The following is a 23731-nucleotide window of genomic DNA, read 5'->3' as shown; positions in this document are numbered from 1 at the left end:
TCTTACCAACGATAATGAGCAAATGCTTTATTAGCTTCTGCCATTTTATAAGTATCTTCTTTCTTCTTGAACGAAGCACCTTTACTATTAGCTGCATCTAGTAATTCAGCTGCTAATTTCTCAATCATAGTTCTTTCGCTTCTTTTTCTAGCAAAAGAAATAATCCAACGAATAGCTAAAGCTTGTTGTCTAGCTGGGCGTACTTCAACTGGTACTTGGTAAGTCGCTCCACCTACACGGCGAGATTTAACTTCCAATAAAGGTTTGATATTTTCAATAGCATCATTAAAAATTTCTATACCTTTTTTTTCTCCGCCTTTTTTATCGATAGCTTCTAAAGCACCATACATAATAGTTGTTGCTGTACTTTTTTTACCATCATACATTAAAGAATTAATGAATTTTGTGATTACTTTGTTTCCATAAATCGGATCAGGCAAGACTTCTCTTACCGGAGCTTTTCTTCTTCTCATATTTTTCCTTCAAATTTATAATTTTACTCAAACAAAATCAAATCTAACGGATTTGTCTGTATGTTTATTACTTAGCAGCTGCTTTAGGGCGTTTTGCACCATATTTAGAACGAGAAACAGTTCTTTTTGCAACACCTGCTGTATCTAAAGCACCACGCACAATGTGATACTTCACACCTGGTAAGTCTTTTACCCTACCACCACGTACTAAAACAATGCTGTGTTCTTGTAGGTTGTGACCTTCACCACCAATATAACTAATAACCTCAAAGCCACTTGTAAGTCTTACTTTGGCAACTTTTCTTAACGCTGAGTTTGGTTTTTTAGGGGTTGTAGTATAAACCCTAGTACAAACTCCCCTTCTTTGTGGGCAATTTTTAAGCGCTGGAGATTTAGATTTTTCTAAAACTTTTTTGCGCTCTTTTCTAACCAATTGATTTATGGTAGGCACAATAATTCCTTTCTTTAAAAAATATAATAAACTTTGGATAATACCTAAATTTTACTTACAAAAATATAAACTAGATGTATTTTATTTTTACTTTATTAAGTACATTGATAAATAGTGTCATATTAACCAAATACACGCAAAATGTATTTGTTATAAAATCGAAAGAAAATCCTATCTAAAATTAGATAGGATTAAAAACTATTGTTTGTTAGTGTTGTATTGCAAATAAACCACATGAGTTGCTAGGTATTCCTCAAGCCCATGTTTACCATCAGCTCCCCCTATACCGCTTTTTCTAAATCCTGCATGAAAACCTTGCATTGCTTCGAAATTTTCACGGTTGATATATGTTTCACCAAACTTAATCTCTCTGCTTGCTCTCATTGCTATATCTAAATTTTGTGTATAAATAGAGCTTGTAAGACCATATTCGCAATCATTTGCCATATCAATAGCCTCATCAAGAGTATCAAATTTAGCAATCGGTAAAATAGGTGCAAAAATTTCTTTTTGCATAATTTCATCTTCATGCTTAACATTTGTAAGAACACTTGCAGGAAAATAATATCCGCTTGTATCGGTTATTTTTCCACCGCACTCTACAACTGCACCTTTAGCTTTAGCTCTCTCAAGCATCGCCAAAGCATTATCAACACCTGCTTGATTTACAAGTGGACCCATATCAAAATCACCTTTTAGAGTATTGCCAACACTTACTTTACTCATAGCTTTGACAAATTTATCCACAAATTCATCATAAATACTTGAATGCACATAAGCTCTTTCAGCGCAATTACACACCTGGCCGTTATTGCAAATTCTACTAGCTTTAATTGCTTCAACTGCCAAGTCAATATCAGCATCTTTACAAACTATAGCTGGTGCTTTACCACCTAGTTCTAGTGATACTTTAATGATGTTTTTCGCAGCAGCTTCCATTACTCTGGTGCCTGCTTCAACACTCCCTGTAAGACTCACCATGCCTATATTTTCATTGCTTGATAACTCATGTCCTACCACACTTCCTTTACCCGCTACTAGATTAAATACTCCTTTAGGTAAAGAACTTTGTGCAACAAGTTTTGCAAATTCAAAGGCATTATTAGGTGTTTCACTACTTGGTTTTATAACAATCGTATTGCCCGTAACTAAAGCAGGTGCCATTTTTCTAGCAATAAGAAAAAATGGAAAATTCCAAGGTAAAATTCCGCCAATAACCCCGATTGCACTTTTATATAAATAAATATGCTCATTAGGTCTATCACTTTGTATAATCTCACCTTCATACCTTCTAGCCCATTCTGCCATATAGTCCATATAATCTGCTGTAAAGTTAATCTCTATACTTGCAAGAGTTCTTGTTTTACCCTGTTCTTGCATTAAAACTTCGGTTAAATAATTTGCATTTTTACGTATTAAATTTGCAATTTCTCTTAAATAACTCGCTCTTTCAATCGCCGGCTTTGCCTCCCAAGACTTCTGTGCTTTTTTTGCTGCTTCAATGGCTCTTTTTGTATCCTCCAAAGAAGCACTAGCCACTCTTGATACTACTTCTTTTGTAGCAGGATTTAAAACCTCAATAAATTCACCATCATGCGGAATAAATTCACCATCAATATAATTTAAATAAGTTGTCATTTTTTTCTCCTTTCAATCTAAATGAAACACTTCTTCCATATCTAGCCATTTTTGACCCGCATAGCCTAAAGATATTTGGCAAGGATCTGTCACTCTCCACCATTTTTGTGTGTTTTCATCTTTTGCCATTTTTGCCATATCCGCTTCAAAATCAGCACCAATGTATTCAAAATATGCAAATAAATACTCTCCGAATAAATAAATAGAGTAATTTTGTATATTACATTTTTTAATCATCTCACAAACCCCATCATAGGGTTTAGCATGAAGATCTTTATATTCTTGTATTTTTTCCTTTTTAACTTTTATGATTTGCCCATATCTTTGCACCTATCCTCCTTGTAAATTGATAAAGCATTTTTATAAAATATGCCATCTAGATCTTTAAAAATTCCACTCTCTACAATAAGCTTCGCCCATTGACTTGGTGGTATTTTTGCAACCGGATAATTGCTACCAAATAAAAATCTATCTTCATTAAAAATGCTTTTTAAAAACACAAAACACTCTTTTACAAACTCTTTGTGAGTTTGTATTGTAAAATCATCTGGAGCAGAAATTTTTATCCATAAATTGGAAAAAAGTTTTAATTTTTCTAGAGTTTTTTTATATGTTTCAAAACATTCCATTTTAGGGCTACCCATATGATTTAGCACAACCTTTAAATCAGAATTTTCTTGCAAAAACCTTTCTAAAAACCATAATTCTTCATTCTTCATACAAGCTTCAAAAACTATATTTTCTTGTTTTAAAACTCGCAATATAATCTTAAAATCTGGTTCAAATAACCTTCTAGCACCTTTTTTGCTTGTATGCATTACTTCTCTAAAAGCACAAAGTTGATCTTTGCATTCTAAATCAGCCAAACAAAGAAAAAGCCCATGAAGCCTCCTTTGCTCTAATGCAAACAAAGCTTCCTTGCTTTTATCATCGCTATTAGTTTCAACATACATTGCACCTAAAAATTGATAGTCTTTATATTCTAATTTTGCTCTTTCAAATTCAAAATTTTGATCTAATCTATCATTAGATTTTATCCATGAAATAGGCATTTTACTTAAATCCCAAAGATGCAAATGAGAATCAAAAATAGCTTGCATGCTATGCCTTTATTTTAGAACCAAAAAATCCATACCAAGATACATACAAGAACAAAGGAGCCATCACCAAATACCCCATACTTGTTCCAAAATGATCATTAACCAAACCTACAATAATAGGCATAATTGCACCACCTACTATACTCATAACTAGCAAAGAACCGCCTAGTTTTACTTGGTTAAAAGGAAGATTTTTGGTTGCAACGGCAAAAATAGTTGGAAAGGAAATTGACATGAAAAAAAACAAAGCAATTAAAATCACTATACTAATAAAACCACTTGCAAAATACAAACACACACATAAAATTACATTAATAAATGAGTACCATCCTAAAATAACTTCACCTTTAATTTTTTTCATTAAAGGGGTAGAAAGGATACGACCCATCATAAAAACAACTAGTGCAATAGAAAAATAATACGCCCCTTGCTCATCTTTTAAATTTTCATTATGTTCACTAAGATAATTAATAAAAAACGCACCTGCACTTACTTGATTTGCTATATATAAAAACTGGGCTAGAAGACCGAGATTAAAATGTTTATGCTTAAACACTCCTATGGGTTTTGAAGTGTCTGTTTGCTCATAATCACTACTCACAGCAGCACCTTCTGGAATTTTATTTAAAGCAAAAGCAATTAAAACCAAAATAACAATAGCCGCTATCCCCACATATACAAGTTGAACATTGCCCATATTAGCTAGCAAGGCTGCTTCGATTTGCTCTTTACTTGCTCCATCTGCCTGCTTAGTAATAGATAAAAATAAAGCACCTCCTATAATAGGTCCTAAAAATTGTCCTAAGCCATTAAAACTTTGAGCAGCGTTGATCCTAAAACTTGCATTTTTTTCATCCCCTAGTTTTACCATATAAGGATTTGCGCTAGTTTCTAAAGAACCAATACCACAAGCTAATATAAAAAACGCAAATAAAAACAAATAAAAATTAGCCAAATTGGTTGCTGGTATAATCAATAAACAACCTATCGCATACAAAATCAAACCAAAAATAATAGCGATTTTGTACGAGTATTTATTAGCGATATAACCCGCAGGTAGTGCTATAATAAAATAAGCACCAAAATACGCAAGCTGTAAAAATCCGCTTTCATGTTGTGTAATATGCAGGTGATTTTGAAAATTTTTATTCATTACATCAATCAAACCATAGCTTACTCCCCATAGAAAAAAAAGAGAAGTAACTAGAATAATTGCTATTTTTATATTTTTAGAATTACTTAGCATATAAACCTCCTTTTGCTAATTTTCATCCCAATTTAAAGCTCTATCTAGATGGATATATCCACCATCTGGAGTTAAAATTTGTCCTGTTGTATGTGATGCAAGAGGACTTAGAGTAAAAACAGCTGTGTTTGCTATCTCTTCTATGGTTGTAAAGCGGTGACCCAAAGGGATACATTTTGCTATTTTTTCATATTGTTCTTTTGGATTTGGAAAGTTAGATAACCATTTTTCATAAAGCGGAGTCATCACTTCAGCCGGTGCAATTGCATTTACTCGAATATTATCTTTTGCAAAAGCGCATGCCCATTCTCTTGTAAAACCTATCTGAGCAGCCTTAGCAGAGGCATAAGCTGATGTTCTACCTTGACCTGTTAAACCTGTCTTACTGGTAATATTTAAAATATTCCCTTGTTCTTTTTTGATATACGGTAAACATTCCTTAGCCATAGTATAATAATGAAAAAGATTGTTCTCATAAGATTTGATCAGATCCTGAGTGCTTGTGTTTTCAATATGCAAATTATCATTAGCACCTGCATTATTAACCAAAGCATATATTCCACCATAACTATCAACCACATTTTTCACAAGCATTGCAATTTGTTCTGTATTTTTTAAGTCTATTTGATAAAAACCGTAATTTTCACAAATTTCTTTTAGTTCGTTGTGGTTTTTTTCTGCTATTTCACTTCTTGAAAAAATAACAGGAATTCCACCCTCTAGCGCCCATAATTTAGCAATGCCATAACCAATACCTTTTGCCCCACCAGTGATAATACAAACCTTATTTTGAATTTTTAAATCCATATTACATCCTTTTTATAATTTAACAAGTTGTTGCAAGTCTCCAAACTGAAAAGTCGTTTTGCTCGTTTATTTCCGCTTTTACTAATTCTCCATTTGAAATCCGCACAATCAAATCTATAAGTTCATCGCGAACATCCTCTTTTGTTTTCACTCCATCGATAATACTTCCAGCGTTAATGTCAATAGCATCATTCATATTTGTATAACAAAAAGTATTAGAACTCATTTTGATAGTAGGTACTATAGCTGATCCAGTAGGAGTACCACGCCCTGTTGTAAAAACGCATATATTCGCCCCACCTGCAACCATAGCACTAAGTTGTTCTATGTCATTTCCAGGGGTATTCATAAAGGTAAGTCCTTTAGAAACTACGGGTTTAGCATAATCTATCACATCCATTAGTGTCTTAGTTCCTGCTTTATACACACAACCTAATGATTTTTCTTCTATAGTGCTAAGACCACCTTCTATATTTCCAGGACTTGGGTTGGCTCCACGAATGTCAGCATGAAAAGATTTAACCAAATTTTCATAACCTAAAATTTTCTCATACACTTTTTTTGCAACTTCATCATTTTTAGCTCTTTTGGCTAAAATTGCTTCACAACCTATCAACTCAGTTGTCTCAGCTAAGATAACAGAACCGCCTTGCTCGATCACAAAATCACTCAAATTTCCTAATGCAGGATTTGCACTTAAACCACTATAACTATCACTCCCACCACATTCTGTTCCTAAAATCAAATCACTGAAATCACCTTCGCTTTTTTCTATTTTAGATGCATTTTCGAGCATAGATTTAACAATATCTACCCCTTTATCAATGGTATTTTTGCTTCCACCGCACTCTTGAATTACTAGATATTCCACCTGCTTATAAGGAGTTGCTTCTTTGATTTTTTCTGCTACAGTTTTTGCCTGTATCACCTCACACCCCAATCCAACAACCAAAACACCAAAAACATTTGCATTACTTCCATGTCCTATTAAAACATCTCTCGTTTGCAATGCATCAAAATCAAGCTGTGAACAACCATGCTGATGATTGATATATACCGCACCATCGCATTTTTTTGCTATGTTTTCACATACTTTATTAGCACAATGCACGCTTGGTATAATAATAACTTTATTTCTTAAGCCAAATTTACCATCTGCTCTACGATATCCCATTATTTTCATCATTCTTCCTTATCACCTCTTGCGCGAATCCCATCAATATTATGTGTATGAACCCATTCTCCTGCATAAATTGTCTTATTTGCCATTGCTATGGCTTCTGAATATTTAATTACAAGCTGATTTTTATCTATAGTTTTAATTGCGAATTTATGTCCATTTTTTATATCTTCTCTCAAGATAACTCCTGCAAATTCCTCGCCCTTTTGAAGGTCTTTTAATGCGGTTGCAACATTATCTTTTTCATGTACAATGATAAAATTACTCATAATAAAATTCCAGTTTCTTGTTCTAAAGTTTGAATTACATTCTTAGCTTCATTGTAAAATTGCTCCAAGTAAGATTCAGCTTTTATAGAACTAGGATGAATTCTAAAACGAGTAAATTCAAAACCTCTAAGTTTTAATAACAATGCAAAACCCATAGGAAAACTAATACTCATCGCAAAGCGTATAGCTTTTAATAAACTTTTTTGTATGCCTAGTGCTTTTTCATAGTTTTTATCACACATACAGTGATAAATTTCACTCATAAGTTCAGGAAATACACCACCTATACTTGTCATAGAGCCTTTTGCACCAGCAAATAAAGCTCCTGCATAAAATTCCTCTCTACCAACAAACACATCAAAATCACAAGGCACTACATCAAGTATATGATTTAAAAGCAAAGCATCTCCACTGCTATCTTTAATCCCGACAACATTATCTAATTTAGAAACTTTCTCTATTAGCTTTAAGCTCATGCTAGGTGCAAATAAAGGTATATTGTAAACATAAACAGGTATTTTCGCACTATTTGCAACTAGCCTAACATATTCAAAAAGATCATTTTCATCTAATTTATAATAATAAGGCATTGCTAGCAAAAGTGCATCTAAATTTAACTCATACGCCTTTTGTGCTAGAATAAGTGTGTGCTCATATACTGTAGAAGTAATACCAGTAATCACAGGGACATTGTTTTTAGCAACACTCTTTGATAGTTGCATTAATTTAACTTGTTTTTCTAAACTTAATGCTTGAGAATCTCCTGCGCTTCCATTACAAAAAAGCCCATCTAAGCCTTTTGAAATTCCAAATTCGCAATAACGAACAAATTCTTTTTCATCAATATTCCTATGAACATCATAAGGTGTCAATAAGGCCGGAAAAGTTCCTTTTAAATTTCCCATATCTTTCCTTTCATTATTTTTGTATATACAAAAATATTTTTATATACAAAAAATATAGCTAAAAATAGAAATTTTAAAAAACCTAAATAAAATACCAATTTTTATTCAAAAGCCTTTAATGCGGTATTATTACCTCGATTATGGAAAAAATTACACAAGTAAAATAGAAATAAATTACGTAAAAATGTTACTAAAAGTAAAAATTATGATAGAATTTATCCATCAAAAGGAGTAAAATGACACATCAGCCAACTTTAAGAGTTTTGAAAATTTTAGAATTGCTTACCAATACAAATGAAAAAAATACATTAAGTTCAATTGCAAAAAAACTAGATATTCCTCCAGGAACACTCTCTCCTATATTACAAACCCTACAAGCTAAAAACTACATCAAATGCGATAAAAACAAAATTTATACATTAGATTATAAAATTTTAGAAATTAGTCGCTGTGTTTCAATGAAAAATAGCGCTCTAGAACTTATTAAAAAGCATATGAAAAATATTAGAAATTTAACAGGGCAAACTTGCCAAATGGGGATATTAAAAGAAGGAGATGTGTTTTATCTTGAAAAAATAAATCCTGATCATCATATTCAGATTAAATCTTTTGTTGGGGCTTCTTACCCAGCTTATGCTACTTCTTTAGGCAAAGCTTTATTGGAAATGAAAAGTTACAAAGAGCTTCAATCAATTTACCCTCACCCTTTTGAAAAAATCACTCCTAATACCATTGCAAATATAGAAGAGTTGTATAAAGAATTGACACTTATTAAAAAAGAAAAAATAGCTTTAGAAAGCGGGGAAATGAATCCTGAAATCGAATGCATGGCTATAGGGATTGAACATAATGATAAAATCATAGCAGCAATTAGCATTTCTTACCATATATTTTACTCTGATGAAAAATTTAAAAAGAAAAATAAGAAAATTTTATTAGATGAAAAATTTAAAATAGAACAGGAGTTAAATTTATATTTTCCAGAATTGGAAAATATATATCAGTAAAAATCCCTTGAGAGGGATTTTTATTCTTTTTCTTTCAACTTAAGCTTTTGCTCTTGATACAAACCCGTACCAACAGGAATCATACGACCTAAGATTACATTTTCTTTTAGATCTTCAAGATAGTCAAATTTACCCGCGATACTTGCCTCAGTTAAAACTTTTGTTGTTTCTTGGAATGAAGCAGCTGAAATCACACTGTCGCTTCCAATAGCAGCTCTAGTAACCCCAAGTAATACAGGTTCAGCCACAGCAGGCTCACCGCCATATCTTAAAATTCTTTCGTTTTCTTCTCTAAATTTTCTTCTTGAAACTAAGTCACCTACAATGAAGTTTGTATGACCACTATCTACAATTTTAACTTGTCTTAGCATTTGAGAAACGATGATTTCAATATGTTTATCAGAAATCACAACGCCTTGACCACGGTAAACTTGTTGAATTTCAGAAATAAGATAATAATGCAATGCTTTCTCACCTAAAATTCTAAGTACATCATGACTTGAAATAACCCCATCGGTTAGTTTTTCACCTGCATGAATAAACTCACCATCTCTTACTTGGATGCGTTTTGATTTATCAATCAAATATTCAGCACTGCTTCCATCTTCTGCTTGGATGATAATTCTCTCTTTAGATCTTAAAGGTTTGTCAAATCTTACCACGCCATCAATTTCAGCAACAACAGCGGTATTTTTTGGCTTTCTCGCTTCAAATAGTTCAGAAACTCTTGGAAGACCTCCTGTGATATCTTTTGACTTAGCTGCTGCTTTTGGAGTTTTAGCTAAAATATCTGCTTGTTTAACTTTATCGCCATCATTTACATAAATAACTGTTTTTGGCTCAAGCTGATAACGCACTACTTTGTCATTTTCACCTAAGATCAACAATGCAGGTCGCACTCCACTTGGTAAATATTCATTAATCACTAACGATCTCTTACCAGTTGCTTCGTCTATCTGCTCATCAGCACTATAACCTGATTCAATATCTTCAAAGTTAATTGTACCTGCAACTTCCGCAATTACAGTATTATTATACGCATCCCATTCAGCAATGATAGTTTTATCTTCTTTGCTTGATTTTGCTATGATAGCTTTAGGATTATCCACAAAAGAACTATCATCAAATTCAATCACTGATTCTCTTGGAATATAGTGTCTTTTTGCTTCTCTATCATTTTCATCAGCAATCACAACAAAAACGCCTTTTTCTTTTACCACATCGCCTTTTTTAAGATTTCTAATTCTATCTAAACCATCACCTTTGAGCATATAAAATTTCAAAGTACCTTTTGCACCCGCGATAATATCTTGTGTAATAGGATCGCCATCTTTTACTAATAACTCACTCGCATAAGGAATACGATTTGGTATATTCCAACCTTCTTTAATCACTTCCACAATGCTTTCATTCTCAGCTACTTCATCACCATCACTATATGGAATATATAATTTACCTTCGATATTACCACTTACACCTGCAAGCTCATTAGCTTTTGCTAAGTCATATTTTCTAAGTATAAATTTAGCCTCATTATTTTTCGCTTTAACACTAACCACTACATCTTCATACGCATGCTCAATATGGATAGTACCTTTAAACGGAGCTTTAATTTTTGGCTCAACAAGCAAAATAGCAGCATTACGGTGATTAGCAACAATGGTTTTACCCTGTCTATCTTCATATGTATTAAGATTATAAAATCTTACAAAACCTTCCTTATGTGCCACTACTTGACGATCTTGTAAATCTGTACTCGCAGTACCACCACTATGGAATGTTCTTAGCGTAAGCTGAGTTCCTGGCTCACCAATTGATTGTGCCGAAATAATACCCACAGCCTCACCTGGTTTCACTAATTTACCTTCACCCAAGTTAATACCATAGCATTTAGAGCATACGCCTTTTTTAGCTTTACAAGTAATAGGAGTTCTAATACTTACACTCTTAATTCCGCTTTCAACAATCGTTCTAGCTTTTTCTTCATCAATCAAAGTGCCTTCTGAAAATAATATTTCATTAGTGATAGAATCAATAATATTTTCCGCTAAAACTCTTCCTAAAATTCTTTCTTCTAAGGTTTCAATTACAACCCCATCTGCAGTGATTTCGTTGATTTCAACCCCTTCATGTGCACCACAATCTTCCATTGTGACCTTCACATTTTGTGCCACGTCAATAAGTTTTCTTGTTAAATAACCCGCATTTGCTGTTTTAAGCGCTGTATCTGCAAGACCTTTTCTAGCACCGTGGGTTGAAATAAAGTACTCAAGAACGTTAAGCCCTTCACGGAAGTTTGAAATAATCGGTGTTTCAATAATCGAGCCATCAGGCTTAGCCATAAGACCCCTCATCGCAGCAAGCTGTGAAATTTGAGCTGCAGAACCTCTAGCACCAGAGTCAGCCATCATGTAAATGGAATTAAAGCCTTCTTTATCTTTCTTGATTAAATCCATCATGTCTTTTGATAAGATATTATTGGTGCTTTTCCAAATATCAATGATTTTATTATATCTTTCACCTGAAGTAATTAGACCTAAATTATATGAATTTTGGATTTCTCTCACTTGCTTTTTAGCTTCTTCAATATTTTTTTGCTTTTGTTCTGGCACGATAATATCAGCAATCGAAATTGAAATACCTGCTTTAGTTGCATATTCAAAGCCAAGATCTTTTAATTTATCTAAGAAACTGGCACTTACTTCAAGTCCACCTTCTTTATAAACATAGTCAACCAAGGCTGCAATATCTTTTTTCTTCATAACTTTATTCCACATATTTTCTGGAACAAAATCAGGCAAAATAGATTTGATAATCAATCTACCTGCAGTTGTTGTAATTTTTCTTCCATCAACCACACTTCTTATACTTGCATGAATATCTAAAGATTTTGCTTCTAAAGCGATCATAACCTCTTCAATACCTGTACAAATTTTATGCTCACCTTTAGCACCATCTTTTTCCAAAGAAAGGTAATAAATTCCCAAAACCATATCTTGAGATGGAACAGTTACAGAACGACCGCTTGCTGGAAGCAAGATATTCATAGATGAGAGCATTAATACTTTACATTCTGCGATTGCTTCTTGAGATAATGGCACATGCACAGCCATTTGGTCACCGTCAAAGTCAGCATTAAATGCCGCACACACCAATGGATGTAATTGGATCGCCTTACCTTCTACAAGTACAGGGTGAAATGCTTGAATAGAAAGCTTATGTAAAGTTGGTGCACGGTTAAGCATTACAGGATGACCCTTAACAACCTCTTCTAAGCATTCCCAAACTTCATTGGTTTTATTTTCTATCATTTTTTTAGCTTGCTTTACAGTAGTCGCATAGCCTTTTTCTTCAAGTTTAGCCAACAAATGTGGTTTAAATAACTCCAAAGCCATTTTCTTAGGTAAACCACACTGATCCATTCTAAGTTTTGGACCAACAACAATAACACTACGACCAGAAAAGTCAACCCTTTTACCAAGCAAGTTTTGTCTAAAACGACCTTGTTTACCTTTGATAATTTCACTAAGTGACTTCAATGGACGCTTATTTGCACCTTTAACCGCATTAGCTCTTCTACCATTATCAAACAATGCATCAACTGCCTCTTGAAGCATTCTTTTTTCATTTCTGATAATAATCTCAGGTGCATCAAGCTCCATAAGTCTTTTTAAACGAGTGTTTCTATTAATTACTCTTCTATATAAATCATTCACATCAGAAACTGCAAATTTACCACCATCTAAAGCAACCAAAGGTCTTAAATCAGGTGGCAATACAGGTAGGTTGGTAATCATCATCCATTCAGGACGATTTGGCACCACTTCATCAATATTAGTATTGCTGTTTAGATTGCTATTTAAGAAATTTTCTACGACTTTTAAACGCTTGATAATAGTTTTTTTCTTTGCCTCTGAATTAGTTGCTGCAATATCTTCTTTAAGTTTATTCAAAAGCTCAACAAGATCTAAATTTGCTAGCAAATCTCTAACAACCTCACCACCCATTCTAGCTTTAAAACCGCTAGTTTCATAACGTTGCATTAAATTTAAATATTGCTCTTCGTTTAATACATCACAAAATTCAACTTTTTTACTATTTTCATTATCATAGTAAGCATCGCCTGGATTTTCAACAATATATGCTTCATAATACAACACACGCTCAAGGTCTTTCATTTTCACACCAAGTAAAGTACCTATACGGCTTGGTAGTGAATTTACATACCAAATATGCGCAACAGGGGTAACTAGTTCAATATGCCCCATTCTAGAACGGCGAACTTTAGAGCTAGTAACTTCGACGCCACATTTTTCACATTTAATGCCCTTAAAGCGCATTTTTTTGTATTTACCACAAAGACACTCATAATCTCTTACTGGTCCAAAAATTTTAGCACAAAAAAGCCCATCTCTTTCAGGCTTTAAAGTTCTATAATTAATCGTTTCAGGCTTTTTTACTTCACCATAAGACCATGACTTGATCTTTTCAGGACTTGCAAGTCTTAACTGAAATGCTTCAAAGTCTCTAGGTCTGCCATCTTCTTTTATTTCGATAGGTTTAAATTTACTCATTATTCTCATCCTTATCAAAAATCTCAACATCTAAAGCAAGAGATTTTAATTCATTTGTAAGTACAAAGAATGTCTCTGGAATACCTGTTGCTGGAACATTCTCGCCTTTTGTTAAAGCTTTATAAGCACTAAATCTACCCTCAACATCATCAGATTTTATGGTTAGCATTTCTCTTAGAGTGTGAGCTGCTCCATAAGCTTCAAGAGCCCAAACTTCCATCTCACCAAATCTTTGTCCACCAAATAATGCTTTACCACCAACTGGCTGTTGTGTTACAAGGCTGTAAGGTCCGGTACTTCTTGCGTGAACTTTTTCATCTACCAAGTGGTGTAGCTTAAGCATATACATACAACCAACATGAACACGCTCTGCCATTTTCTCACCGGTTCTTCCATCATAAAGCTCGCTTTTACCATCCATGGCTACCTTAGCCATTTCAAAAAGTTTACTAAATTCTTCAACCGTTACACCTTCAAATACAGGAGTTGCAAATTTCACTCCTTTAGCCCAATCTCTAGCATAAGAAATAAGTTGCTCATCATTAAGACTTTCTACAAATTTCTTTTCTAATTCAAGTCTAGATACACTACAAATTTCAAGAATTTTCTCACGTAATTCTTTTACAAAATCTTTTTGTTTTCTGTCAAAAATTTCTTGGATTTGATCACCTAGTTTCATCCCAACAATACCTAAATGACTCTCTAGAATCTGACCGATATTCATACGGCTTGGAACCCCTAGTGGATTTAAAGCTATGTCAATTGGTCTTCCATCAGGTAGATAAGGCATATCAACTTCAGGAACGATATTAGACACGATACCTTTATTACCGTGGCGTCCTGCCATTTTATCTCCAACTTTAAGCTTTCTTTTGGTAGCAATATATACTTTTACAAGTTTTACCACTCCACTTGGTAAAATATCATCTTTTTCTAAAATTTCTAATTTTTCATCATGTTCAGTTTTGAGTTTTTTCTTCTCATTTTGGAAATGATTTTTCAAATCATCATATTCTTTTTGTACTTCTTTAGAGTAAGCTTTCACTAAGGAATTTAAAGCAAAACGATTAATTTTTTCTAATTCACTTATTTCTACTTTAGCACCTTTTTTGTATTTAACCCCATTAATCTCTTCATCTGAATTTAAAGGCGATTTAGAAAGTAAAGAGCATACTCTTAAAGTTTCTTCTCTATCCATCATCAAAAGTCTATCATGATGTTCTTTTTCAAGATTTAATTTTTCATCATCATATGCTTTGATGGCACGAGCATCTTTTTCATAGCCTTTTTTAGTAAAGATTTTTACATCAACTACAACTCCTTCTAGTGATGCAGTTGCATATAAAGATTTATTTACTACATGTCCTGCTTTTTCACCAAAAATCGCTCTTAATAATCTCTCTTCAGGGGTAGGTTTTACCTCACCTTTAGGTGAAACCTTACCTACTAAAATCATACCTGGCTTAATGTGAGTACCTATTTTTGCGATACCACTTTCATCAAGATGTGCTAAATCTTCTTCTTTTACATTTGGAATATCTTTAGTGATTTCTTCAACACCATCTTTAAGCTCTCTAGCTTCCACTTCTTTTTCATAAATATGCACACTAGTAAAAGTATCTTCACGTAAGATTTTTTCACTAATAACAATCGCATCTTCGTAGTTATAACCATGCCATGGCATAAATGCAATTAGGGCATTTTTACCGATAGCAAGCTCACCTTGATCCATACTTGGACCATCAGCAATGATTTGTCCTGCTTGAACAAATTCTCCTTTTTTAACAATTGGATGTTGTATAAAAGTTGTATTTTGGTTGGTTCTTAAATTTTTTTCCATTTTATAGTGATCAATAAATGGACCATTTTCATCTTCACCTAAAATAAAGATATTTTTATTATCAACCTTTTCTACAATACCCGCTCTTTTAGCCTTGATCGCTTCCCATGCATCACGGGCAATAATTTTTTCCATACCCGTACCAACTATAGGAGCCTGTGCAGTTAATAAAGGTACCGCTTGACGTTGCATGTTTGAACCCATCAAAGCCCTATTTGCATCATCATGTTCCAAAAATGGAATAAGAGAAGCTGCAACCCCCACTATCATACCCGAACAAAGGTCAATCAAATGCACCTCTTCTCTTCTTGCTAGGATAGTTTCACCATCTTGTCTAGCTTCAACAAATTCTTCGATAATATTACCTTTATCATCGATTTTAGTTGAAGCTGCTGCGATTACTAGTCCTTCTTCTTGAGTTGCTGTTAAATAAACAATTTCATTGCTTACTTTTCCATTTTCTACTTTTTTATAAGGGGCCTCAACAAAACCTAAATCATTTACTTTAGCATAAGTTGAAAGCGTATTAATCAAACCGATGTTTTGTCCTTCTGGCGTTTCAACAGGACAAATTCTTCCATAATGTGTTGCGTGCACATCACGCACTTCAAAACCGGCTCTTTCTTTTACTAAACCGCCTTCACCAAGAGCTGATAAACGACGTTTGTGCGTAACCTCACTTAGTGGGTTTGTTTGATCCATAAATTGAGACAGCTGACCACCGGTGAAAAATTCCATAATCGTTACAGTAATGGTTTTAGGGTTAATTAAATCATAAGGCATAACCTTATCAATATCTGCATTTAAAGCTGTGAATTTATCCCTAATTGATTTTTGCATTTTTGCAAGACCAACATGAAGTTCATTGGCTAAAAGTTCACCGATAGATCTGATACGACGATTGCCCAAGTGATCTCTATCATCAATATGACCTCTACCGTTTTTAACTTTAATCAAATATTTTGCAGTTTTGACTATATCCTCATTAGTTAAAACCGTAACATATTCAGGTGTTTCAAGACCTAATTTATGATTCATCTTCATACGACCAACTTTAGTTAAATCATATCTTTCAGGATTAAAGAATAAATCATTTACAAAAGCTTTTGCAGCATCTTTAACCACAGGTTCACCTGGTCTCATTACCTTGTAAATTCTAATTGCTGCTAAATCGTTTTCATCTTCAATATTTTCTGTTTGCTTTAATAATTTTAAAGTCTCATTATCTTGAATAAAAGAATTAATAATAGCAGCATCAACACCATTAGCTAAATCATTTGCAATATCAAACTGCTTTTCTTCTTTGATTTTAGCTAATTTTCCTTCATCAAGCAATGTTAAAGAGTCAAATAACACTTCACCTGTTTCTTTATTTATAATTGGATTAGCTAAATATCTATTAGTTAAAATTTCAACTGGATATTCAACCCATTTAACACCATCTTTTACAAGCTGTTCTGCTTTTTTCTTTGTCATTCTTTTACCAGCTTGGTGGATGACATTTCCTTTTTCATCTTTCAAATCATATTCAACTCTATCTAAAAAGTCATTTGGATTAAATTCAGTTAAAAATTTATCTTTTTTTACATGGATAGTTTGTATAGGGTAAAATAATTTGATAATATCTTGTTTTTTATAACCAAGTGCTCTAAATAAAATTGTAATAGGCACTTTTCTTCTTTTATTAATACGCACATAAAGCACGTCTTTAGCATCATACTCAAAGTAAAGCCAAGAGCCACGATCTGGAATAATTTGAGCTGTATATACTAATTTATTTGCAACAGTAGAGCTTTCCTCTTCTTTAAAAATAACACCTGGGCTTCTATGTAGTTGATTTACAACAACTCTTTCAACCCCATTAATAATAAAGGAAATTCTATCTGTCATTAAAGGAATTTCTCTAATGTATATTTCTTGTTCTTTGATATCTTTTATACCGATTTTTTCGCCTGTTTTTTCATCTTTTTCATGTAAAGTTAAACGAATTTTCATCTTTAAATTTACAGAGTAAGTCAAACCTCTTTCCATACACTCTCTAATAGTATACTTAGGTTTACCTACCTCACTACTAACATATTCTAAGCTTAATCTATTTTGCGGATCGTGAATTGGAAAAATCGATTTAAATACTTTTTCAATTCCGCTTTCTGAATTTTTTGCATCTATATTAAGAAAATAATCAAAACTCTTCTTTTGTAGTTGTAATAAATTTGGAATGTCTATTTGTTGTGGAACATTCGAGAAGTCTATTCTTAAACGATTTCCTGATTGTGAATTTAACATATTATTATACCCCGTGGTAAAAGTATTGAAAGAAAGAATCCTAATTAAAGGAAAACAAGAAAGGATACAAGATCCTTTCTTTTAAAACAAAAAAATTATTTAAGTTCAACCTTAGCGCCAGCTTCTTCAAGTTGTTTTTTAGCTTCTTCTGCTTCAGCTTTGCTAACACCTTCTTTAAGAACTGAAGGAGTTTGCTCAACTGCATCTTTTGCTTCTTTTAGTCCAAGACCAGTTAAAGCACGTACAACTTTAATTACGTTAATTTTTTTATCGCCACCATCTTGTAAAACGATATCAAATTCAGTTTTTTCCTCAGCAGCACCACCAGCAGCACCTGCAACAGCAGCACCTGCAACCATAACTGGAGCAGCAGAAACACCAAATTTTTCTTCGAATTCTTTTACTAATTCTGAAAGTTCAAGAACACTTAGGTTAGAAATAAATTCTAATACATCTTCTTTAGAAATTGCCATATTTTATCCTTTTTATATTTTTATTCAGCTTCTTTTTTTTCTTTTAATGCATTTAATCCAATTGTGAAATTGGTAATTGGTGCATTCCAAACTTGCAAAAGCATAGCAAGTAATTCATTGCGAGAAGGCATTTTAGCTAAAGCTTTAACTTTATCCACTGAAGCAACTTCGCCTTCAATAAATGCGGTTTTAATTTCAAATGCTTGATTAGCTTCGCTGAATTTATCAGCAACTTTTGAAACATTTAATTGGTCTTCACCCCAAAGATAAATATTAGTATCTTTAAGTTCCATTCCATCTTTGCCGGCATTTTTAAGAGCGATACTTGCTAAAGTATTTTTGATAATTTGAACTTTAACATCCATTTCTCTTGCATTGTTTCTTAATTCTTCAAGTTTTTTAGTACCTAGACCTTTGTAGTTACAAACCACAACAGCTTCACTAGCTTTAAAACTTTCTTCTAATTTAGAAACAAGTTCAACTTTTTGGCTTTTAGTCATCTTTACTCCTTTCCGACCGGTGATTTCAAGCAGAGTAGAAAAATCTAATTAAGTCTACGACCTCGGCTATCTCCAATCTAAGATAAAAATTAGATAAAATAAAAGGTATTATCTTATCTAATTTTTATTAATGAGAGTAAAACTCTCATTAATTTTATTTTGTATCAAGTAATTCTTGGGTATCAAGAGAAAGAGAAGGACTCATAGTTAAAGAAAGACTAGCATTTTTAATATATCTTCCTTTAGCTGCCGCTGGCTTGTGTTTATTTATAGCTTTTACAAATGCAGTCATGTTTTCTTTTAATTGTTCTTGAGTGAAACTAACTTTACCTAAACCTGCATGAATGTTTCCTTGTTTGTCAACACGGAAATTAACTTGACCATTTTTAGCATTATTAACAGCTTGTGCAACATCCATTGTAACAGTTCCAGTTTTAGGATTTGGCATTAATCCTTTAGGTCCTAAAATACGACCTACTTTACCAACCAAACCCATTAAATTTGGTGTAGCAATTAAAACATCAAAATTCATATTTCCTTTTTGAATTTCTTCTACCAAATCATCACTACCAACTATATCAGCACCTGCATTTTTAGCCTCATCTGCTTTTGCATCTTTTGCAATAACAGCAACACGTACTTTTTTACCAGTACCACAAGGTAAAACAACACTACCCCTTACCATTTGATCTGCATGTCTTGGATCAACATTTAATTTTAAGGCAATTTCTACTGTTTCATCAAATTTAGCAGAAGCAAGTGTTTTAACTGTACTTATTGCTTCATCCATTAGATAGTTTTTATTTGAATCTATTTTTTTTAGTAATTCTGTAAATCTTTTAGTATTTTTAGACATAAATTTTTCTCCGCATTTTATATAAAGTGCTACCGCCTTTTTTAACTCTTGGCGGTAAAGAGTATTAATCTACGATTTCAACACCCATAGAACGAGCCGAACCCATAATAATCTTAGCAGCTTGTTCTCTGTCTTTAGTGTTCATATCTGCAATTTTTTTATCAACAATTTCTAATACTTGTGCTTTAGTTAGTTTTCCAACTTTATTTTTTAAAGGATTATCAGCACCTTTAGAAATACCCGCAGCTTTTTTGATCAAATCAGTTGCTGGTGGTTGTTTTGTGATAAATGTAAAGCTTTTATCAGCATATACAGTGATAACAACTGGAATATTAAAACCAGCCATATCTTTTGTTCTTTCATTGAACGCCTTACAAAATTCCATGATATTAACACCTTGCTGACCCAAAGCAGGACCAACTGGAGGCGATGGATTAGCCTTAGTAGCAGCTATTTGTAATTTAATTTCACCTACGACTTTTTTAGCCATAACCTTTCTCCTTTACTTGCTATATTATCAAACTATTTTTTCAACTTGAGAGTATAAGATCTCTACTGGAGTTGATCTGCCAAATATCGAAACATTCAACTTCAAAACACCTCTTACCATATCGTATTCTTCTACAATACCAACAAAGTTTGCAAAAGGTCCTTCGGTAATTCTTACACTTTCTTCTTTATCAAATGAAATTTTAGGTTTAGGTGCTGCTTTATTTTTCACCTTTTCTAAAATAAGATTGATATCTTTTTCACTTAATGGGGTTGGTTTTTTACTTTCACCAATAAAACGTCCCACTTTTGGTAAAGACTGAATTTTATGCCAAAGCTCAGTTGATAAGTCTATATTAGCAAAAACATAACCTGAATATAAACTTCTTTCGCTTATTTTCTCTTTACCATTTTTAAATTCAATCACATCTTCAGTTGGAACAATTACCTCTAATAATTGTTCTTGAATACCGTGATCTCTAACTAAATTTTCTATGGCTCTTTTTACCGCCATTTCGCTACCTGCATAAGTTTGAATTGCATACCATTTATGATTCATCATTCTACCCTATAATCTTAGATAATGAAAATGACATAATTAAATCAACTAATGCCAAAAATAATGAAACAACAGTAACAACTACAAAAACTGTAATATAAGCATTTCTAACTTGCTCTTTTAAAGGCCAAATTACTTTTCCTAGTTCAGCTTTTGATAATTTAAAATAAGTTATTAGTTTTTCCATTTTTAACCTTATTTTGTGGCAGGGCAAGAGGGATTCGAACCCCCAACCATCGGATTTGGAATCCGGCGCTCTACCGTTGGAGCTATTGCCCTAAGGGCTTTTATATAAAAGCCTTAACTTTTTAATTTAACTTCTTTATGAATTGTATGTTTTTTTAATCTTGGGCAATATTTTTTTAATTCTAATTTTTCAGTTGTATTTTTACTATTTTTAAAAGTACTGTAGTTAATATCACCACACTCTTCACATTTTAAGCCAACTTTAATTCTCATTTTTATTCCTTAAAAAAGCGAGAAAAAATCTCGCTTATAATTATTTAATAATTTTAGAAACAACACCTGAACCAACAGTACGTCCACCTTCACGGATAGCAAAGCGTGTACCTTCTTCAAGTGCAACTGGAGCAATTAGACTTACAGAAATTCTAACATTCTCACCTGGCATAACCATTTCTACACCTTCTGCAAGTTGAATAGAACCAGTAACATCTGTAGTTCTTACATAGAACTGTGGTCTATAGTTATTAAAGAATGGAGTATGACGTCCACCTTCGTCTTTATTTAAGATATAAACTTCTGCTTCAAAATCTGTATGAGGAGTGATTGATTTTGGTTTAGCAAGTACCATACCACGAAGAACATCTTCTTTTTTAGTACCACGTAGAAGAACACCTACGTTATCACCTGCTTCACCTTGATCCATTTCTTTTCTAAACATTTCAACACCAGTTACTGTAGTGCTTTGAGTCTCTCTAATACCAACGATTTCGATAGTATCACCAACCTTAACAACACCTTTTTCAATTCTACCAGTAACAACGGTACCACGACCTGAAATAGAGAATACGTCTTCGATTGGCATTAAGAAATCTTTATCTGTATCACGAGCTGGAGTTGGGATATACTCATCAACTGCTGCCATAAGATCTAAGATTTTTTTAGACCATTCACCATCTTGTCCAGCTTTTGCTTCTTCAAGAGCTTGTAATGCAGAACCTGAAATAATTGGAGTGTCATCTCCTGGGAAGTCATAAGAACTTAATAATTCTCTAATTTCCATTTCAACTAATTCTAACAACTCAGCATCATCAACCATATCTGCTTTGTTCATGAAAACAACGATATAAGGTACACCTACTTGGCGAGAAAGTAAGATGTGCTCTCTAGTTTGTGGCATTGGACCATCTGCAGCAGAAACAACAAGAATAGCACCATCCATTTGAGCAGCACCAGTAATCATGTTTTTAACATAGTCAGCGTGACCTGGACAGTCAACGTGTGCATAGTGACGATTTTCTGTTTCATACTCAATGTGAGAAGTTGCAATAGTAATACCACGCTCTTTTTCTTCAGGAGCATTATCGATATTATCATAATCTTTAAGCTCAGCCAAACCTCTTCTTGAAAGAACCGCAGAGATAGCAGCTGTTAAAGTAGTTTTACCGTGGTCAACGTGACCAATAGTACCAATGTTTACGTGAGGCTTATTACGTGAAAATTTTTCTTTAGCCATCTTTTTCCTCCATATAAAATTTACAAACAAATACCAATTTATGTTTTATAATCTTTTGAAATCAATGGAGCTCATAGCGGGACTTGAACCCGCGACCTCTCCCTTACCAAGGGAGTGCTCTACCTCTGAGCCATACGAGCGCTCAGAAAAATTAAAAACATAAATTATATATAAATTTTGGATTTTTGAAACTGCTAGAAATTTTGAATACAAAAACAGCTCCCAGTTTCACTCTACCAAAATCAGGTTGGAGCGGGAAACGGGACTCGAACCCGCGACCCTCAGCTTGGAAGGCTGATGCTCTAGCCAACTGAGCTACTCCCGCAAAGCAATGGTGGTGAGTCGTGGATTCGAACCACGGAAGGCGAAAGCCAGCAGATTTACAGTCTGCCCTCGTTGGCCACTTGAGTAACTCACCATGAATTAAAATGCTTTTTATTTCTGGTCAAACACTGCTATTAACAATGGAGCTGGTTAAGGGACTTGAACCCCCGACCTGCTGCTTACAAGGCAGCTGCTCTACCAACTGAGCTAAACCAGCAAAAATAAAATTGAATTATAGTGTATTTTTAAAACAATGTCAAGTATTTTACATAATTTTGTATAATTTTTATAAAAAACCAAAGGATGTATTATGAAAATTCTATTTTCACCCAGTGAAGGAAAAAGCAAGCTAGACACTCATGCTAGCATGAATGAACACTCGTTTGTTTTTTCTAACTTATACTCAAAAAGACTTGAAGTTATTCAGTATTATCAAGATTATATCGCACATAGCTCACAAGATGATTTGAAAAAGTTTTTTGGAATTAAAGATGATAGTGAAATAAAAGAGCTTTGCGGTAATATGTTAAATAAAAATACCACGAAGGCTATTGAAAGATATTCTGGTGTTGCTTTTGATCATTTAGATTATAAAAGCTTAAATTCAAATGCACAAGATTACATTGATGAAAATGTTTTAATTTTTTCTAATCTTTTTGGTCCTATTTTAGCCAAAGATCTTATACCTTATTATAAGCTAAAGCAAGGAGAGAAAATTAAAAATTTTAATATAGAAAAATTCTACAAGGATAATTTTTCCAATGCACTTGATAATTTTTTAGAAGATGAATTAGTCGTTGATCTTAGAGCTAAATTTTATGAAAAATTTTATATTGTCAATAAACCTTTTTTAAGTTTTACTTTTTTAAAAAATTCCAAAGCATTAAGTCATTTTGCAAAGGCTTATAGGGGTAAGATTTTAAGATTACTTGCAAAGGAAAATATACAAGATAAAGCAAGTTTATTGGAAAAATTGCCAAGTGAATTAAAGGTTAAAGATATAAAAATACAAGGATTAAAAGAAGAGGTTATTTTGGATATGGTAAGCTAAGCCA

At 33.2% G+C, this 23731-nt stretch carries 22 protein-coding genes and 5 tRNA genes; 2 read left to right on the top strand and 25 right to left on the bottom strand.

Translation table 11 applies throughout. The annotated features are described in order from the left end of the window. Window positions 1-2: 2 nt before the first annotated feature. The 10 genes from rpsG to A0083_RS02390 form a co-directional block, all read right to left on the bottom strand. Entirely contained in the window at window positions 3-473 is a 471-nt protein-coding gene (rpsG, locus tag A0083_RS02435; protein WP_012661188.1) for a 30S ribosomal protein S7, read from the bottom strand. Between the two features lie 67 nt (window positions 474-540). Continuing rightward, on the bottom strand, window positions 541-924 hold the full coding sequence (rpsL, locus tag A0083_RS02430; RefSeq protein WP_012661187.1) for a 30S ribosomal protein S12: 384 nt from the start codon (window positions 922-924) through the stop codon (window positions 541-543). A 198-nt stretch (window positions 925-1122) separates the two neighbouring features. Continuing rightward, window positions 1123-2562, bottom strand: coding sequence for an aldehyde dehydrogenase (gene aldA / locus A0083_RS02425; protein ID WP_120760864.1), 1440 nt, complete (start codon window positions 2560-2562; stop codon window positions 1123-1125). 12 nt (window positions 2563-2574) lie between these two features. Further along, a complete protein-coding gene (locus A0083_RS02420; protein ID WP_197553928.1) occupies window positions 2575-2892 on the bottom strand; it encodes an L-rhamnose mutarotase in 318 nt (105 codons plus the stop codon). Further along, window positions 2868-3662 (bottom strand): amidohydrolase family protein, encoded by a 795-nt coding sequence (locus A0083_RS02415; RefSeq protein WP_197553925.1) that lies wholly within the window; start codon window positions 3660-3662, stop codon window positions 2868-2870. The genes A0083_RS02420 and A0083_RS02415 overlap by 25 nt, the downstream gene beginning before the upstream one ends. Before the next feature lies 1 nt (window position 3663). Further along, window positions 3664-4908 (bottom strand): L-fucose:H+ symporter permease, encoded by a 1245-nt coding sequence (gene fucP, locus A0083_RS02410; protein WP_197553923.1) that lies wholly within the window; start codon window positions 4906-4908, stop codon window positions 3664-3666. Between the two features lie 15 nt (window positions 4909-4923). Next, window positions 4924-5715: an SDR family oxidoreductase gene (locus tag A0083_RS02405; RefSeq protein ID WP_197553920.1), complete on the bottom strand. Its 792-nt coding sequence runs from the start codon at window positions 5713-5715 to the stop codon at window positions 4924-4926. 19 nt (window positions 5716-5734) lie between these two features. After that, entirely contained in the window at window positions 5735-6901 is a 1167-nt protein-coding gene (locus A0083_RS02400) for a UxaA family hydrolase (protein WP_197553917.1), read from the bottom strand. Next, a complete protein-coding gene (locus A0083_RS02395) occupies window positions 6898-7164 on the bottom strand; it encodes a UxaA family hydrolase (protein WP_197553914.1) in 267 nt (88 codons plus the stop codon). Before A0083_RS02395 ends, A0083_RS02400 begins: the two co-directional genes overlap by 4 nt. Then, a complete protein-coding gene (locus tag A0083_RS02390; RefSeq protein ID WP_197553911.1) occupies window positions 7161-8069 on the bottom strand; it encodes a dihydrodipicolinate synthase family protein in 909 nt (302 codons plus the stop codon). Before A0083_RS02390 ends, A0083_RS02395 begins: the two co-directional genes overlap by 4 nt. 236 nt (window positions 8070-8305) lie before the next feature. Here A0083_RS02390 and A0083_RS02385 point away from each other — a divergent pair, with 236 nt between their 5' ends. Beyond that, on the top strand, window positions 8306-9076 hold the full coding sequence (locus A0083_RS02385; protein ID WP_197553908.1) for an IclR family transcriptional regulator: 771 nt from the start codon (window positions 8306-8308) through the stop codon (window positions 9074-9076). A gap of 20 nt (window positions 9077-9096) precedes the next feature. On the opposite strand, the gene rpoC is transcribed toward A0083_RS02385, so the two are convergent. From rpoC to A0083_RS02310, 15 genes are all read right to left on the bottom strand, one after another. Further along, window positions 9097-13650, bottom strand: a complete 4554-nt coding sequence (gene rpoC, locus A0083_RS02380; RefSeq protein WP_197553905.1) for a DNA-directed RNA polymerase subunit beta' — start codon at window positions 13648-13650, stop codon at window positions 9097-9099. After that, entirely contained in the window at window positions 13643-17776 is a 4134-nt protein-coding gene (rpoB, locus tag A0083_RS02375) for a DNA-directed RNA polymerase subunit beta (protein WP_197553902.1), read from the bottom strand. The genes rpoC and rpoB overlap by 8 nt, the downstream gene beginning before the upstream one ends. 95 nt (window positions 17777-17871) lie before the next feature. Next, window positions 17872-18249, bottom strand: a complete 378-nt coding sequence (gene rplL, locus A0083_RS02370; RefSeq protein ID WP_120760854.1) for a 50S ribosomal protein L7/L12 — start codon at window positions 18247-18249, stop codon at window positions 17872-17874. Window positions 18250-18269: 20 nt separating this feature from the next. Then, entirely contained in the window at window positions 18270-18749 is a 480-nt protein-coding gene (gene rplJ, locus A0083_RS02365) for a 50S ribosomal protein L10 (protein ID WP_120760853.1), read from the bottom strand. A 154-nt stretch (window positions 18750-18903) separates the two neighbouring features. Further along, window positions 18904-19605 (bottom strand): 50S ribosomal protein L1, encoded by a 702-nt coding sequence (gene rplA / locus A0083_RS02360; protein WP_039617747.1) that lies wholly within the window; start codon window positions 19603-19605, stop codon window positions 18904-18906. A gap of 64 nt (window positions 19606-19669) precedes the next feature. Further along, entirely contained in the window at window positions 19670-20095 is a 426-nt protein-coding gene (gene rplK / locus A0083_RS02355; protein ID WP_012661181.1) for a 50S ribosomal protein L11, read from the bottom strand. 27 nt (window positions 20096-20122) lie between these two features. Beyond that, complete coding sequence (gene nusG / locus A0083_RS02350; protein ID WP_087684660.1) at window positions 20123-20656, bottom strand: transcription termination/antitermination protein NusG; 534 nt, start codon at window positions 20654-20656, stop codon at window positions 20123-20125. 1 nt (window position 20657) lies between these two features. Continuing rightward, window positions 20658-20840: a preprotein translocase subunit SecE gene (secE, locus tag A0083_RS02345; RefSeq protein WP_012661179.1), complete on the bottom strand. Its 183-nt coding sequence runs from the start codon at window positions 20838-20840 to the stop codon at window positions 20658-20660. A 16-nt stretch (window positions 20841-20856) separates the two neighbouring features. Then, window positions 20857-20932: transfer RNA gene (locus tag A0083_RS02340), tRNA-Trp, on the bottom strand. A 21-nt stretch (window positions 20933-20953) separates the two neighbouring features. After that, entirely contained in the window at window positions 20954-21112 is a 159-nt protein-coding gene (rpmG, locus tag A0083_RS02335) for a 50S ribosomal protein L33 (protein WP_012661178.1), read from the bottom strand. A gap of 40 nt (window positions 21113-21152) precedes the next feature. Next, window positions 21153-22352 carry an elongation factor Tu gene (gene tuf / locus A0083_RS02330; RefSeq protein WP_120760852.1) on the bottom strand — a complete coding sequence of 400 codons (1200 nt, stop codon included), beginning with the start codon at window positions 22350-22352 and terminating at the stop codon, window positions 21153-21155. A gap of 65 nt (window positions 22353-22417) precedes the next feature. Further along, a tRNA-Thr gene (locus A0083_RS02325) sits at window positions 22418-22492 on the bottom strand. Window positions 22493-22600: 108 nt separating this feature from the next. Continuing rightward, window positions 22601-22677: transfer RNA gene (locus A0083_RS02320), tRNA-Gly, on the bottom strand. Window positions 22678-22684: 7 nt separating this feature from the next. Further along, window positions 22685-22770 (bottom strand) — tRNA-Tyr (locus A0083_RS02315). A gap of 47 nt (window positions 22771-22817) precedes the next feature. Next, window positions 22818-22893 (bottom strand) — tRNA-Thr (locus A0083_RS02310). Window positions 22894-22986: 93 nt separating this feature from the next. Here A0083_RS02310 and A0083_RS02305 point away from each other — a divergent pair. Beyond that, window positions 22987-23727 (top strand): YaaA family protein, encoded by a 741-nt coding sequence (locus A0083_RS02305; RefSeq protein WP_197553899.1) that lies wholly within the window; start codon window positions 22987-22989, stop codon window positions 23725-23727. Window positions 23728-23731 lie beyond the last annotated feature (4 nt).

This window comes from Campylobacter sp. 2014D-0216 (assembly GCF_014931215.1).
Classification (GTDB): domain Bacteria; phylum Campylobacterota; class Campylobacteria; order Campylobacterales; family Campylobacteraceae; genus Campylobacter_D.
The sequence above is the reverse complement of the archived record's forward strand: the minus strand, read 5'-3'. Positions and strand labels throughout refer to the sequence as shown.

Excerpts from the sequence above, each read along its gene's own strand:
- rpsG (WP_012661188.1), bottom strand. The coding sequence starts at position 473 with ATGAGAAGAAGAAAAGCTCCGGTAAGAGAAGTCTTGCCTGATCCGATT.
- aldA (WP_120760864.1), bottom strand. The coding sequence starts at position 2,562 with ATGACAACTTATTTAAATTATATTGATGGTGAATTTATTCCGCATGAT.
- A0083_RS02415 (WP_197553925.1), bottom strand. The coding sequence starts at position 3,662 with ATGCAAGCTATTTTTGATTCTCATTTGCATCTTTGGGATTTAAGTAAA.
- fucP (WP_197553923.1), bottom strand. The coding sequence starts at position 4,908 with ATGCTAAGTAATTCTAAAAATATAAAAATAGCAATTATTCTAGTTACT.
- A0083_RS02405 (WP_197553920.1), bottom strand. The coding sequence starts at position 5,715 with ATGGATTTAAAAATTCAAAATAAGGTTTGTATTATCACTGGTGGGGCA.
- A0083_RS02400 (WP_197553917.1), bottom strand. The coding sequence starts at position 6,901 with ATGATGAAAATAATGGGATATCGTAGAGCAGATGGTAAATTTGGCTTA.
- A0083_RS02395 (WP_197553914.1), bottom strand. The coding sequence starts at position 7,164 with ATGAGTAATTTTATCATTGTACATGAAAAAGATAATGTTGCAACCGCA.
- A0083_RS02390 (WP_197553911.1), bottom strand. The coding sequence starts at position 8,069 with ATGGGAAATTTAAAAGGAACTTTTCCGGCCTTATTGACACCTTATGAT.
- A0083_RS02385 (WP_197553908.1), top strand. The coding sequence starts at position 8,306 with ATGACACATCAGCCAACTTTAAGAGTTTTGAAAATTTTAGAATTGCTT.
- rpoC (WP_197553905.1), bottom strand. The coding sequence starts at position 13,650 with ATGAGTAAATTTAAACCTATCGAAATAAAAGAAGATGGCAGACCTAGA.
- rpoB (WP_197553902.1), bottom strand. The coding sequence starts at position 17,776 with ATGTTAAATTCACAATCAGGAAATCGTTTAAGAATAGACTTCTCGAAT.
- rplL (WP_120760854.1), bottom strand. The coding sequence starts at position 18,249 with ATGGCAATTTCTAAAGAAGATGTATTAGAATTTATTTCTAACCTAAGT.
- rplJ (WP_120760853.1), bottom strand. The coding sequence starts at position 18,749 with ATGACTAAAAGCCAAAAAGTTGAACTTGTTTCTAAATTAGAAGAAAGT.
- rplA (WP_039617747.1), bottom strand. The coding sequence starts at position 19,605 with ATGTCTAAAAATACTAAAAGATTTACAGAATTACTAAAAAAAATAGAT.
- rplK (WP_012661181.1), bottom strand. The coding sequence starts at position 20,095 with ATGGCTAAAAAAGTCGTAGGTGAAATTAAATTACAAATAGCTGCTACT.
- nusG (WP_087684660.1), bottom strand. The coding sequence starts at position 20,656 with ATGATGAATCATAAATGGTATGCAATTCAAACTTATGCAGGTAGCGAA.
- secE (WP_012661179.1), bottom strand. The coding sequence starts at position 20,840 with ATGGAAAAACTAATAACTTATTTTAAATTATCAAAAGCTGAACTAGGA.
- rpmG (WP_012661178.1), bottom strand. The coding sequence starts at position 21,112 with ATGAGAATTAAAGTTGGCTTAAAATGTGAAGAGTGTGGTGATATTAAC.
- tuf (WP_120760852.1), bottom strand. The coding sequence starts at position 22,352 with ATGGCTAAAGAAAAATTTTCACGTAATAAGCCTCACGTAAACATTGGT.
- A0083_RS02305 (WP_197553899.1), top strand. The coding sequence starts at position 22,987 with ATGAAAATTCTATTTTCACCCAGTGAAGGAAAAAGCAAGCTAGACACT.